The sequence below is a fragment of the Scytonema sp. NUACC21 genome (assembly GCF_054684315.1).
Genome location: NZ_BAAFZH010000086.1, coordinates 14,871 through 28,861 on the forward strand (window position 1 = coordinate 14,871; position 13,991 = coordinate 28,861).

The 13,991-nt window shown below is 41.1% G+C and carries 11 protein-coding genes and 1 pseudogene; 3 read left to right on the forward strand and 9 right to left on the reverse strand.

All coding sequences use genetic code 11. The features are described 5' to 3' along the window. Nucleotides 1–32: 32 nt before the first annotated feature. From ACYRY3_RS21170 to dpdE, 5 genes are all read right to left on the reverse strand, one after another. Nucleotides 33–1,130, reverse strand: coding sequence for a helix-turn-helix domain-containing protein (locus ACYRY3_RS21170; protein ID WP_460203595.1), 1,098 nt, complete (start codon nt 1,128–1,130; stop codon nt 33–35). A 389-nt stretch (nt 1,131–1,519) separates the two neighbouring features. Further along, nucleotides 1,520–3,463, reverse strand: a complete 1,944-nt coding sequence (locus ACYRY3_RS21175; protein ID WP_460203596.1) for a DUF4365 domain-containing protein — start codon at nt 3,461–3,463, stop codon at nt 1,520–1,522. 280 nt (nt 3,464–3,743) lie between these two features. Then, nucleotides 3,744–4,250 (reverse strand): DUF3368 domain-containing protein, encoded by a 507-nt coding sequence (locus tag ACYRY3_RS21180; RefSeq protein WP_460203597.1) that lies wholly within the window; start codon nt 4,248–4,250, stop codon nt 3,744–3,746. Then, nucleotides 4,243–4,494: a UPF0175 family protein gene (locus tag ACYRY3_RS21185; protein ID WP_460203598.1), complete on the reverse strand. Its 252-nt coding sequence runs from the start codon at nt 4,492–4,494 to the stop codon at nt 4,243–4,245. Before ACYRY3_RS21185 ends, ACYRY3_RS21180 begins: the two co-directional genes overlap by 8 nt. A gap of 208 nt (nt 4,495–4,702) precedes the next feature. Next, entirely contained in the window at nt 4,703–8,026 is a 3,324-nt protein-coding gene (gene dpdE / locus ACYRY3_RS21190) for a protein DpdE (protein ID WP_460203599.1), read from the reverse strand. Between the two features lie 356 nt (nt 8,027–8,382). Between dpdE and ACYRY3_RS21195 the strand changes: the two genes are divergently transcribed. Together ACYRY3_RS21195 and ACYRY3_RS21200 are read left to right on the forward strand one after the other, a co-directional pair. Further along, nucleotides 8,383–9,042 carry a DUF938 domain-containing protein gene (locus tag ACYRY3_RS21195; RefSeq protein ID WP_460203600.1) on the forward strand — a complete coding sequence of 220 codons (660 nt, stop codon included), beginning with the start codon at nt 8,383–8,385 and terminating at the stop codon, nt 9,040–9,042. A 107-nt stretch (nt 9,043–9,149) separates the two neighbouring features. Then, on the forward strand, nt 9,150–9,740 hold the full coding sequence (locus ACYRY3_RS21200) for a Uma2 family endonuclease (RefSeq protein ID WP_460203601.1): 591 nt from the start codon (nt 9,150–9,152) through the stop codon (nt 9,738–9,740). Between the two features lie 66 nt (nt 9,741–9,806). Here ACYRY3_RS21200 and ACYRY3_RS21205 read toward each other — a convergent pair. Further along, nucleotides 9,807–10,130 (reverse strand): annotated as a pseudogene (locus tag ACYRY3_RS21205) (transposase); the annotation flags it as partial. Nucleotides 10,131–10,950: 820 nt separating this feature from the next. On the opposite strand from ACYRY3_RS21205, the gene ACYRY3_RS21210 reads away from it, so the two are divergent. Next, nucleotides 10,951–12,615: an MBL fold metallo-hydrolase gene (locus ACYRY3_RS21210; RefSeq protein WP_460203602.1), complete on the forward strand. Its 1,665-nt coding sequence runs from the start codon at nt 10,951–10,953 to the stop codon at nt 12,613–12,615. A 64-nt stretch (nt 12,616–12,679) separates the two neighbouring features. Here ACYRY3_RS21210 and ACYRY3_RS21215 read toward each other — a convergent pair whose 3' ends face one another. The 3 genes from ACYRY3_RS21215 to ACYRY3_RS21225 all read right to left on the reverse strand — a co-directional run bounded on the left by ACYRY3_RS21215 (nt 12,680) and on the right by ACYRY3_RS21225 (nt 13,737). After that, nucleotides 12,680–12,991: a DUF6679 family protein gene (locus ACYRY3_RS21215; protein ID WP_460203603.1), complete on the reverse strand. Its 312-nt coding sequence runs from the start codon at nt 12,989–12,991 to the stop codon at nt 12,680–12,682. Next, nucleotides 12,909–13,160 carry a hypothetical protein gene (locus ACYRY3_RS21220; RefSeq protein WP_460203604.1) on the reverse strand — a complete coding sequence of 84 codons (252 nt, stop codon included), beginning with the start codon at nt 13,158–13,160 and terminating at the stop codon, nt 12,909–12,911. The genes ACYRY3_RS21215 and ACYRY3_RS21220 overlap by 83 nt, the downstream gene beginning before the upstream one ends. A 388-nt stretch (nt 13,161–13,548) precedes the next feature. Beyond that, nucleotides 13,549–13,737: a hypothetical protein gene (locus tag ACYRY3_RS21225; protein ID WP_460203605.1), complete on the reverse strand. Its 189-nt coding sequence runs from the start codon at nt 13,735–13,737 to the stop codon at nt 13,549–13,551. Between the last annotated feature and the right edge of the window lie 254 nt (nt 13,738–13,991).

The window sequence follows — 13,991 nt, forward strand, 5'->3', positions numbered from 1 at the left end:
TTCTTATGTCCTCATATTACAAGAAATAGTCACTAACAATAATCCGAATAGACACAACTTGGTCCCTTTAATCCAGCCTCTACTTCGTGAATCGGTTTTCGCAAAAGTTCCGCAGCTTTACTTAAAGAAATTAAACCTTCTGCTAACGCACGATAACAAAGCCGCTCAAATCGGCAAGCTTGTTCTTTTTTACCTCTTTCTTCAGCTACTTCTAGTTCTTCTGGTTCAGTAGTTCTCCAATATCTTGCTACCGATTGAAAAGAGTACGTTAAAGTTGCTTCAGAAATAATTCCGATCGCTTGAAGACGAATCAATAGTGCTGCTCCGCTCACTTGGTACAATCGTTTAAGCTCAATAAGTTCTTGGTATCCCAAACATTTACGCTGCTTGCCAACTTCCCGCTCAAGATGTTCTCGTGGCATTAGAAAGGCTTCTGCGAAGAAATTTACTATTTTTTCTGCGTTTTGTTGAGGCAAATTTTCGGGATCTATTAGCTGATGACCTAACTCACGTCCCAATATTAACCGCCGCCGTTCTAGAGATAATTGGTTATTAACTACAACAACTGGTATGTCTAAATGATTATTGAAACGTTTAACTGAGCAAGTAAAGCCGGACACTTTTCTAGGAAGATTAATTGTCAGAACTTTTATTCCTTTTTCTTCCAGTAGTTCAGTCATGTTTGGGATAGGAGCATAACCTAAATTCCACTTCCTGCGAACATCATCAGCGAGTTTCTCAGATTCTTTAATGTCTCTAATTTTAAAAGAAGCGTTAATAGGTCTTTCCCATTCTACACTGCTCATATCAAGTATTTGTTCAATTTGTAAGTAGCGTTCTACCCATTCAAGAACTTTAGTTTTAACTCTCGCACGGTCTTGAATATTGATATGGCTTTTACATTGAAAGTCAATTTCACCTAGTTCGATACCCTGAGTATCTATTAAATAAGTTAGAGACACCCCAAGTGCTTTGCTTAGAGCAAGTAGAACACTCGAACTAGGAAGCATTTCTCCTCGTTCATACTTCCCGATCGCTTGGGGAGAAACCTTCCCCTGAATGGCTTCGGAAAGCTGGCGAAGAGATAAACCCGCTTTATTCCGGGCAATCTTAATGCGATCGCCAAGCATAGATTTCGCTGTTGTTTTATAGTATGTTTTGTAAACAAATTCTAGCTTCCCGTTCTTCCAGTCAAAAGCATTATACCAGGAGTAGTAAGGGCTGGTAGTTACCTATGGGGTTCGGGGAATTAACGTTCATGACGCTCGACTGGTCGTAGCAATGCTGGTGCATGGCTTAGCCCATATTCTAACTTTCAACATTAGCGATTTTACTCGTTATAATGTCACATAATTTCTAATCCTGATATACTCCCTTCCCGGTGTAAGATTACCGATCTTTTTTTCCTCTTTCTTTGTGTCCTTAGCGTCTTTGCGGTTCATTTAAATAGGTAATCTTCTGGCGGGAAAGGAGTAGGATTATCTCAAAGATGAAGCTTGAAACATTAATTCAGTAGTCATTATATATCTCCGAAATTGAAAGTGTCAAAATCTGCTCCCTTTCCAAGCAAACGCACCTTAAACTGCTCCTTTTGTCGCGGAACTTGACTGAAAACTTCGTTGAGCACAGTGATAAAATCAGTAACTGGAAATTCTTCGGGTTGGTTTTGTGCAAAACTAATCATTTGTTCCATAAGCTTATTTCCATTGCACTGGTAAGCAGCTAGAATTATATCTGACACCAATAATGAGTCATCACTTTGAGAAATTCCTATCGCAATAGCGTTACACCAAGCTTCTACATCCTCTGTATTGATTACAGCAGCTATTAAGAATGAAATAAAGGCACTATTTGTATTGCCATTTTGAAGTTCTAAAACCCCTAAGTTAAACCATGCATAACTACATAAAGCATCACACTCTAACGCAGCTTGTAATTTTTGTCTGTATTCACTAGTGGATAAATTATCATTAGGTATGGCAAGTTTAATTGCTGCATCAACATGGCGTTTTTGATCGTCGCAACCTAACATACTATAAATTAATACGAGTACACGGACTTTAAGCCGCCATTCAGGTTCAAATGTTGTGTGAGATATTAGATAAGTATAAAAAGCTTGCTTCGATTCATGATACTTCCCTGCAAACATCAATGCATCGGCATATAATGCGCGACAATTATCTTCTTCGCCAAGGCTAAGTGCGCGTTCATAAAACTTTACTGCAAAGAAATATCGTTTACTTTCAAATAGGATTCCTGCTAATTCTCGGCAAAAATAGGATCTTTCCAAATATTGAGGGGAATGTTTAATCGCTTGTTTGTAGTAATGTAAGGCTAATCTTTTGAAATTTCTTGACTTTAGGTAGTTTCCTAGATTATAGTGGGCAGTAGCTATCTTACGACTATCTCCTAATTTTACTGCTCTTTCAATATAACGTTCTAAAAAATGATAGAAGTACTTATGTTCAAACTCAGATAGATATTGACTTTGTAATAGTGGTGGCAACATCAACATTTCAGCTGCATCAATTTCGGCGTTAAAGAGCTTTTCCAACAGTTGTAAAGCCTCTATTACACGATGTTCCTTAATCATGCAAGTGACTGCTATCTGAAATATTTCTGGCTTAATGATGATAGATGAATTATCAGCAAAATCGGCAAATATCCGTGCAGCTACATTAGAATGACCTGTTTTTTCTATAGCAACAGCAACTCCTAAAATTATATCGTAATAAAACTTAGATATATCAATCTTATTTACCTGCTTTTTAGAGGTGTGAAGTGTAAAACCTGTACCATTAGCAAGGTAAATTTCAACTTTATCATTGTCAATTGTAATTGTTCCGTGACAATTTCTTGACGAAAAATTATTAATTACGATGAATTTTGGATAATTGTCTAATAATTTGCGAATTTCCAATTCAAATTGAACAGCTAATACACCATGAACACGCTGTTCCTTTAGGTTGATTTTGAACTGGATAGGCAGTGTCAATTGAGGAGTCCTTAACTGTCTAAATCCTTCTAACTCTGAAACTAGTTGAGCCACCGTTTCTTCTTGCCATTCATCTCCTACAGAGAAGCGGAAGGTAATACTATTCTTTGCCTTTTTGCCATAATAAGGATCGTAAGTATGAAACCACTTTACGTAAAGTTTTCCTGTAGGTGCATGATAGCGAACAATCAGAACTGGTAGATCTAACGATCGATAGTATTCACAAGTGGAAATTTCGAGCTGAACTGCCAAGGCTTTTTTTAATTCACTCTTATCTGTTCCTTTAAGTTGGACAAAGAACATTTGGCCTGTAGCCGACTCAGTTTCGTCGAATATTTCTACTCTACCGTCAAGCCCGTACTCAGGTGCAGGAATTGTTTTAAACAGCCATTGTGAAGGTAGGTGTCTCTGAAAAGCTATGCAAGATTCAGATTCTAACTGATGTTCACGTGGTCTTTTAGGCAACATTATATCTTAGGGAAAAATTAGTTTCAGCTACATTTTTAACCCAGTTTTGGATTAAAAATATTTTCATTTTAATTTTTATGCAAGACTTTATGACTTACCACCCCTCACTGCACTACCTGCCGCACTTATAACCTAACTGCAAATCCTTGCGAATGCCGTTGTACGCCTTTCACTACGGAGTAAACCTGCAAAAATTCTAACTCCGTAGGTATTACTCCTTTGAATGAGAAGTAGGTGCGCTGAACTTCTGAACCCACACATTAGAGAGCAATGCCATTGTTTATTCCCCTATTAATGCCAGTGCTTGATTCATCACTCGGTCAGACAAATACATTCCACAGAGGCGCAGTTGTTCTAAAACCGGACGTGCTGATGGAATTGCGCCTTTTTGTTTGGCGTTAAGAACTATACCTAGCGTACCTCGTACCGGAATTCCCAAAGCCACAGCACAACGACGGGCTGCTAAATCGTCTATGATAACCTCAGTCCTAGGATTTACATAACCCCAGGTTAAAACAGCAGATTCACCAAGACCCAAATCCCAGTTTGCAATAATAGAAGGGACAGAGGGTGCTGATTTTACTACTAACCAGGAAGTACTGACTAGAGCCTGAGCAGTTATATCTGTTTCACCGTATGCCTGAATTTCCGTTGCTACTGCTTGTGGGACAATAATTTCTGGACTGATTGTCTGTAATAGGTGGAGAAAATTTCCCTTAGTTAAAAAAATTAGGGGAGAGGTATTAATAGCAGGAAATGCGGCTGCGCCACGTAAACTATTAGCCAAGGTTTAACTCTCTTTGCAAGTCATCAATATCTACAGCAAACACATCTACTTGTTCGCGGGTAAGAGCAGAGAGAAAGTCCCGGCGGTTTAAACCTGCAATTTGTGCGGCTTTTTCCTGGGAGACCTCTCCCTTTTGATACCAGTAGATAGCAGCAGCAAGGCGCATATCACGCACAAAATCATCTGGGGTCAGACGACGGGCTGAGAATACTTCTTCAGGTAAGTCTAGATTGACTCTGGTCATAAAGTTATACTCCACTTAATTAAACGTCTTCGCGGTTAAAAATTATTTTTGAACCACAAAGGCACGAAGATCGCGAAGAAATTTTCAGTATAGATCTCTGACACTTGACAGAGTGAGGTAGGCATTGCCCAGAATTCAATAATGTTGGTGGGCAGTGCCCACCCTACGTTTATAGGTAATCCTTTGGGGGGAAAGAATCAGTTATATATTATCTATCTTTCCACTCAGAGGTGATAGGAACACGCCCAGACACAATGATGAAGCCGACAGAATCAAGCCTGAGAAGGGGCTTTTGAATTCCCTCTAGAATAGCTGCGTTTAAAGCACGTTCTATCTCTAATTCTTCAGCTAGGACGCGATCGCTACTCTGTCGGTTTAGGCGCAGGCGTAACTGTTCTTCGCGATTCCCCAACTTTTTCTCTGCAGCTTTCGCATATTGTTTGCACAAGTCTATAAAATCAGGACGACGGGCTAGTAATTCCGAAGATGTTTTATATGCTTGATAGCAAAACTTTTGCCATTGACTCGCATCCACAAAATCATCAATAATTGCTACGTCTTCCTTTGCCAGATTGTAATCCCGGTATGGATGACTGCTTTTATTATTATACGGGCGTTGCAGTATATTTAAAAGCTTTTCATCTTCAACAATACTTATTGGATGGTAGCGACCATCAATAAATATAGTTTCGATAATTGGCGGAAATAAAGCATCAACACGCCGCTGCAAAATTTTGTATTTAGAAGCCCCTAAGTTATTCTCTTTTAAAACCTGTTTGGCAGTTGTTAAATTGGCTTCCACTACATAATTGCATCGAAAACCGAACCATTCCATCCCCTCTGCAGCATCCCAAGATGTGTCCGTGCGCCACATAGCAAAGGCTTGACCTCGGTCATCCCAGTCTACATAACTTAAGAGGGAGTTTACCAATCCTTCTCCTATACGGAAGAGTTTAATTCCGGGATTTTGGTTGGCTACCCTGCGGTTATAAGTTCCAAATTGGTCAAGATAACTCTTAGCAAAGCGAGTTTTCAAATCATCCACAGGAACTAACGTGCGAGTTATGGGTTGATAACGCCGCACTTCTGATACATTTGAGTTATTGATTGGCTTAAATCCCAATGCATCACACATCCAAGATTCAATTGCTCGTTTTATTTCTTGATGTTTTGCATCATAATTGTCTAACTCTTGAAAATACTGAGTTGCATCTTCATCATTAGCATCAATTTCATCTAAAGCATTCTGTTCGCTAATTTTGACGATTTCAGCTTGAATTTCTTCTTGAATTTGTTCGGTTTTTTCCAACAACCCAGCAGCACCTGATTTAAACAAAACTGTTTCCAATTCTGCAACTTTTTCATCTATATAAAACTGTAAACTGGCAATTGATTGCTGGAAAATTCCAAATCCATCTTTCAATATCTGATACCAAGCATTGTGGGGGCTATCCTCTAAATAGGGACCCAGCAATATACAGGATTGAACGCCAATTTTGCTGCCAATACGGTCAATTCTACCGATTCTTTGCTCTAGTTGATTGGGGGACCAAGGGAGGTCAAAGTGAATTAACCAGTCAGCAAACTGGAGATTGCGCCCTTCTTCTCCAGAGCGATCGCATACCAAGATAAAGCAGTGTGGGTTGTTCTTAAACCTATTTAGATTTTCCTCTATCTTTTCTCTTGATATCCCAAATTGATGGCTGGCTACTATCCCCGCTCCAAAGGTATCAGACAAATACCGAACAATTTCCGCACAACTTTGGGCAAAACTGGTAAAGATAACAAATTTGGGAAGAACATCTTCAGAAATTGGTCTGCGAATTCTCTGCTGTATCCTTGCTAGTAATTCCTTTTTATTTTTACGAACTGTAGGAGGAATTTTAAAGAATGTAGCTAGCTGATTCAACAACACTGTTCTCAAATTTTCCGTCCGTTCTCCGTCCTCTACAGGTTGACGAATGATTTTGAGTAAAGACTCTAGAATTGCTTCTTCCCCTGAGAATTTAGGAGTTGCAGTCAACAAGCGAACATTCTCTTCACCAAACTCATTCAGGAGTTTGGGATGACTTTTACTGCTTAAACGTGCAGCAATGACCTGTTCTAAAATGCCAAACCAAGTACCAGCTGCTAGGAATAACAGCAGGAAAATCTTGCTATACTGCGCCTCATGAGGAGCGACAGTACGCCATTCATCAATCAGTTCGTGGATTTCGGGCGAGCGCTCATCTAAGTCATACTCTACCTTAGGCGTAATATTGCGGTCAAAAATCACATCTTCTACGGAGGTGCGGCGGTTGCGAAGCATGCGACGGTGAAGCCTGTAGGTATCGCTGATGTGGGTACGAATTGCTCGAACTATATTATCTTGCTCAGCATCGTTGGCTTCCAAACAATTTTGCAATTTGTCTACCAGATTCAATAAATACTTATCTTCAGCAAACAGATTGCGAAGTTCTTTGAGGTTAGTTTTGAGGACAAAGGGGTTCGCGCCTTCCTTAAAGGACAGCAGCACTCTACCAATATCTTGGCGTTTTACGACCCGATCGCGAAAACCCGCCAAATCATCAAGTTGATAAGCTGTTGGGTCGAGCAAGTGAAGCATTGCCAGGAAATCTTGCTCGTGATTGAGAACAGGGGTAGCAGAAAGTAACAGTAAGCGATCGCTTTTATGGGCGAGGATTTTGCAACGTTCAAAACACTTGCGTTGCAAAGAATCCGAAGACTTTGCCATAGCAGCGATGTTGTGAGCTTCATCTAAAATCAGGAAACCCAATTTAGCATTTGGACTCACCTGGCTCACATCCTCAACAGCAAGTACCTTCACCCTATTGGGAAAGTGGGAAATGTAAAACTTTTCCAACTCAGTACGCCATTGTTCCACTAAATACTGCGGAACTATGACTACAGCGTCTCCAGAAGGCTCATCCAACAGGTATTGACGAAGAATAGCACCAGCCTCAATCGTTTTTCCCAAACCTACTTCATCCGCTAGCAGGTAACGTTGAACCGGATCTTCCAGTACCCGCCGAACAACTTCCACTTGATGGGGATAAAGCTCGATATTCGCGCTCAACAGCCCGGTCATCCCGCGACTTACAGCACGTTGCTGAATCAAGCATTTGTAGAAAGCTAATCTTCTATCGTGGAAATAGGGCGTTTCATGACCCTTTATCGCCAAGATTTCGATAGGATTTGCCTTCAGGCGATTGCAACGGACGTAAATTTCCTCTTCAGTCGCAAAGATAGTTTTCTTATCAGGTAAGTCAATTTGATAATGTTCGCTCTCTTCATCCCAGGCGGAGATTCTGCCAATTATCCAAGTATCCTGGGTTGACGACATTGTATAACATCGAGTTTGAGGCTGCAGCTTGACTTCAGACAACGAACTTAAGTGTACAGTTTTTTCGATTCGTTGTCCTACTGAGCAGAAATACTCAATATTTGCATCGAAGTTAGATAAGATTTCAGTAACTTTTCCTATCCCCAAATCATTATTGCGGGACTGTACCAGCGAACCAAGCTTAATCATGTTTTTAGTTTCTTGAAAACACTATCAGGGTCTCACCCTGTCGATATTTAGTGCGATTAATTTCCAGATTTTGCATCTTAGGAGTGAAACTTTATTAACTCCATAACATTGAGCTACAAGATAAATACCTCCAAATACGTTTTACTTATACCTCAATGTCAAATACCCGATGCCTAAGACTTGGCGCTAGCCACTTCTCTTTGATGACTATAGGAATCCTATTTCATTTTTGAAAACCTATAGTAGCTGAACCCTTTTCTAACAACGTTAGAGCTTCAATATGTTTAGCAAGGCTCATGCCGAGTTTCTATACTATCATAATTGTTTCTCGTAACGTCAACAAAAAACTAAGTCATATGAATACACCTGAGGAGACTCGACGATACGCACCTGCAACGCAGCGTAACCGAGAACCGATTCTGGAAGTGCTTTTGAAGGTGCTGCCCCCCCAGGGTACTGTTTTGGAAGTAGCAAGCGGTACTGGAGAACACGCTGTCTTTTTTGCCCCACGCCTCAATCCCCGTAAATGGCTACCCTCCGAACCCAATCCACAATTACGTGCCAGTATTACTGCGTGGTCTGCAGACCTTGGTTGCGAAAATCTTTATCCACCCATTGACATTGATGTTTGTGCGCCAGTTTGGTCTGTGGAGAAAGGCGCATCCCCACAGTGGTCTAATTTTGATGACTTAAATAATTCACCCATTACAGCCATAGTCAATATCAATATGATTCACATCGCACCTTGGTCAGCTTGCTTGGGGCTGATGGCGGGTGCTGGTCGTATCCTTCCACCGGGAGGCATCCTGTATATGTACGGTCCATATAAAGTGGATGGAAAACATACCGCCCCAAGTAATGTAGCTTTTGATGAGTCTTTGCGATCGCAAAATCCAGAATGGGGTGTACGCGACCTCAGTGATGTTGTTAGTGCAGCTAGGGCACAACATCTTACTTTGTTAAACACCTACCAAATGCCAGCGAACAATCTTTCTGTCGTTTTTCAACGAACTTAGAACAATCCCCCTCTCCTGTCTCCGCGTCCTGTGCAGTTCAAAAAGAATCAATTTCCCCAATAATGTACTATATAAATAGTACGCAATAGCTCATTGAGGTAAATTATATGGTTTTACAAACCGAAAAACGCTATTACACACCACAAGAATATTTGGAACTAGAAGAGCAAGCAGAATTTAGAAGTGAATATATAGACGGAGAAATTATCCCAATGCCAGGAGGCACAACCAACCATAATAAAATTGCCTTGAATTTTTGTAGAAAATTTCCCTTAACACTACAAGGTCAAGCTTATGACATTTATATGGTAGACGTAAAGCTCTGGATAAATCGTTACCGTCTCTATACTTATCCTGATGTCATGATTGTTAAAGGAGAACCTACGTATGAAGGAAATAATAAAACAGCAATTGTCAATCCAATGTTAATTGTTGAGGTTTTATCAAAATCTACTCAAGCCTTTGATAAAACAGATAAATTTAAGTACTATCGTTCAATTCCCGAGTTGCAAGAATATATACTAATTGACCAATATAGTTTTTCCATTGAACAATATGTAAAAAAAGCAGAAGGAGAATGGACTTTTAAAGAATATGAAGGCGAAGATGCAGCTTTAGTCTTAAATTCTGTAGATTTACAAATAAGCTTTAGAGACATTTACGAACGGGTTAATTTTGAGGTGCGTGAGGAAGCGTGAGGTAAGTTGGCGAGCGAGAAAAAACACAACTATATAACGAAACTAACTCAAAATTTCTGTAAAAGTTCAAAACAACTGACGCAATTCATCTGGGTTATTGACTGTTCTAATAGCTTGCTGAATAATCTTTAATTGCTCTAAATTGGTAATCTGAGAAATTTCTGGCATCAATTGTAATCCTGGTGTGCCAAATTTCATTTCTAAAAGCATTTCAATACTTGATAACCTCTCCTCTCGCCGTCCTCGTTCTTCACCACGTGCTTCACCTTCTTTCAATATTTCCTGATACCAGGGAGATTCTCTCAAAACTGCCATGTCCCACCTGATAATTTGTTGAATTAGAGCACTATCTAATACAAAACTAGCAAAAAATGCTAAAACCGTTTCCAACATTTAAGTAAAAATGCGTAGGTTTTGCTGAGTTGAATGGCTTATCTGACATCTTGCACCTTCTTAATAAGTAACGGTGGGCAGTGCCCACCCTACGAAAAAATAAGTTTTTCAGCCTATAATTTTTTCAATAAAAGGGTTGTGCAAGATATGTGTGATTTTACTCTCAGTACGTTAGATGGCTGATTTCTAAAGAAGGGGCTATCTGCGAAAATCTGGGTCTTGTTCAATACGGCTAGCTAACTTGATGCTGTTTTGTTACATAAGATGGACAGCATTGGCAAAAAGTTATAATATCAACATACTAGGGGTAAATTTACTTATTGCCGAATTTTCCCTGCCATAGTAAAGACTTTCTGGTGATTTCCTGAAAATCAGGAATCGCTACTATTAGAATCAGAAAGTCTTTAAGTAGAGAGTAACAAACGTATGGATGTCAAACTGATTTTACTCGGGTTAACAGCTATCTTCACAGTTTCGTGCTTGTTCTTTGGCACGAAAAATGGGTTTTATGACTCAGACAACTATCACGGCAACGGCTCCGCTCATTAATGCACGGATTTCATAAAGGTTATCGACAACCGTGTTGAGCTTAGAATTTGATTAAGTTTCATTAACAACTTTTTTTCAAGGTAGCGCAAGTTTGGTATAGACTCTATAGCCGCCAAACACAAGCCAGCATTCCAATGGTATGGGGATGTCTAACTGAGCTTGCAACGGACACTTAGCCTACCGGGGGAAACCCCATGCAAGTGTCCTCCCCTACAAAATTGGCTTTTGGCAATCGCCTAACAAAATAAAATTAGAGGGGGAGGAAAGCATGAGCGATCGCCTATCAGTGTCTTCTGGGGTAGATACAAAAGGTACCGCTAATGAACTAGAATGTTTGCCTTATGGTGTCCACCATGAGAATGAGGGCGTAAGCTTGTTGGTGCGAATGGGACCGCACCGCATCTTGCTTGATTGTGGCTTGACGGATACTTCTCCCTTGGTCAAGGGGTTGAAAAAATCCGCACGGCGGGGGAACTCACCACTCCCAGCAGATTTAGTTCTGGTTAGTCACGCCCATCCAGATCATGCCAGAGGTTTGCTGGCACTTCATAAAGCATTTCCGCTTTTACCTGTCTATGGTAGCGAAGTGACTAGCAAATTGCTGCCTCTCAATTGGCTAGACCAAAACCATCACAATATCCCATCATTTTGTCAGGCATTACCGTTACGTTCACCTGTGGAAGTCAAAGATGGTTTGGTGGTAGAGTTGTTTCCCGCCGGTCATCTACCAGGTGCTGTGGCAATTCTCCTAACCTATACCACCCCAGAACGTTCTTATAAAATTCTGTACACGGGGGACTTTTTCCTATCTAACTCGCGTTTGGTGGAAGGTTTGCGATTGGAGGAATTGCGGGGATTGGAGTTAGATGTCCTCATTGTGGAAGGTAGTTATGGGACTTCCCGCCATCCCCACCGTCGCAGCCAAGAAAATCAGCTAGCCGAAAGAATTAATCGGGCGATCGCAGATCGTTGTTCAGTGATTTTACCGACCTCTACTTTGGGGCTGGGTCAAGAATTGCTCATGCTGTTACGCAGCCATCACTACTTCACAGGACGGGACTTAGATATTTGGGTTGATGGTACTGTCGCTGTTGGGTGTGATGCTTACCTCGAACTTTTACCCTATTTTCCTGCATCAGTTCAGAACTTTGCCCGCCATCAACCACTGTTTTGGGATGAACGGATACGACCTCGCGTGCGTCGTTTGCTACCAGACCAGCGCTCCCATATTGGTCATTCTCCTTGTATTATCCTGACTGATGCTGACGCTGATTTGCGGGAATACTGCCAACCCGGAACAGGTCCTTGGCTAACTTTACTACCGGAAAAAACCAATATAAAAGTTGACAACAGATTCTCCGAAATTACCGCTATCGAAACCTATCTTCTTGCCCAACATAGCGACGGTCCGGGTACTACTCAACTCATTCACAATTTACGACCGCAGCACGTTATTTTTATTCATGGTTCTTCAGCATATTTAGCAGACCTGACAAGTTTAGAAGAACTGCAAAACCGCTATCATCTCCATTCACCAGATGCAGGTACACTGGTAGACTTGCCAATCGGTGAAACGTTTTTACAGCCAGCCGCTCCTGAAACCAATTATGAAGGTGAACTCACCGAATTGGCATCAGTTGTTACAATTACCCTGCCCGATTCCATTGCCGCCGATCCCCGTTGGCGACACTTTGCTGATACGGGTTTAGTCGAAGCCCGATGGCAAGGAGAAGAACTTGTGCTGCGGGGGCTCACCCAAAGAGAACTGCTTCACCAAAATAGCGATCGCCTTATCTTGTCGGATCTTGACTGCTGCGGTACTTGCCGACACCAAAGGGGACAGAGATGTTGGAATCCCTCGTCCCCACTGTATAATTTCAAGGTAACTCTTGAAGGTTACTGCCCTGCTTTTGAACGGAATCAGGATGGTTAGTGTTAGTGGCTAGGGGTTGGCGGTTAGTGATTTTTACCAATAACGACTAACGACTAACTCCGAACTAATCTGGATTTGAGTCTGTAAAACGATTGCGGATGCGTTCTGCTTCCGGGCAGTCTTCTGTTAAAAGAGGTTCGACATTTCCTCGGGGCACTGACGCTAGCTTTTGAGTTACAGCGCCAATGCTTTCAAGACGAACCATCTCTTCCCAAGAACATATTTCATCTTCTTCTTCTGTTTCATAACGCAGGGTGACTAAATCTCCCTCGATATCGATGATGCGGGCGCGTTCAATCCAGCGTTGCTGGTCCCGCAAGAACACGCACACCTCCCGCCCATCGCAACAAAGCTGATAAATCTTGCGGTGTAGCATCTACTGCTTCTGCCTTTTTAAATCTAGTATATCTGTCAACAATTTGGGGTTTTCCCGAGTCTATGACATCTTTTCCTGGTTCGTAGAACGAGCCGCTTCCAGATGTCCTTCCTGACCCAAGCCAAAGACTGATTTTGTAGTTATTAGCTATATGGGCTTTTTGGGTCACAAAGTTTGTGTTTACTTCACCAGTTAAACTCAATCTCTGTTAGGGCGATCAAAAAATGTTTACTTCATAGAAGTCACATATTTCGGGATTTACCCTAAGGAGATTGAGAGCCTCCAGTAAACGTTTTCTAGCATTATGTAATATAAGATACTTCAAAACAAACGGTGATTGCAGTTGTTTTAGTTGCCTACTTGTAGTCATTGGCATCTTTGGGAAGTCCAGGGAGCTTGCTTTACGTTTACCCCTATATACCTGATCTTAGCTTATTCTCTTGTGACCTTCACGAGTTTTCAGCAACAACACCTTAATAGTTCTTTTCTTAAACTCCTTAACCAACCAAATACACTCTATGCTCGACTATGAAGCGCGATCTCATCTGCCACAAATCTTAACCTGCAGTGTTGTACAAGAGAAATTCCAGGGGCTTAGCCATGTGTGATGATGATTCTCTTTGAATCCGACCGGTAATAACTGCATTATATAGGGCTGACAGGGCTGTCAAATCTTGTGACTGATAGCTCTTGGCTGCTAACACCTGATAAAGAAGACCTACAGATTCAACACTAAGACATCGCATGTACTAGCTTGGTTCATGATTGGTGTAGTTATGGCTCCTACATTCATTTTGTTGGGTTTGGCAAGCATCTGTTTATTAGCAAATTTAGGGGCAATTCTTAGACATAGACGCTTTGTGAAAGTGTATAATTACAGTACAGTTTATACCTGTATTTAAAAACACTAGATTCTAGTAATCTAAGTTAATCAGTGTGTATCTTACTCTCCAGCGAGTGGTATGTTGAATACACCATTCAGTCTTAGCGAGGGATACAG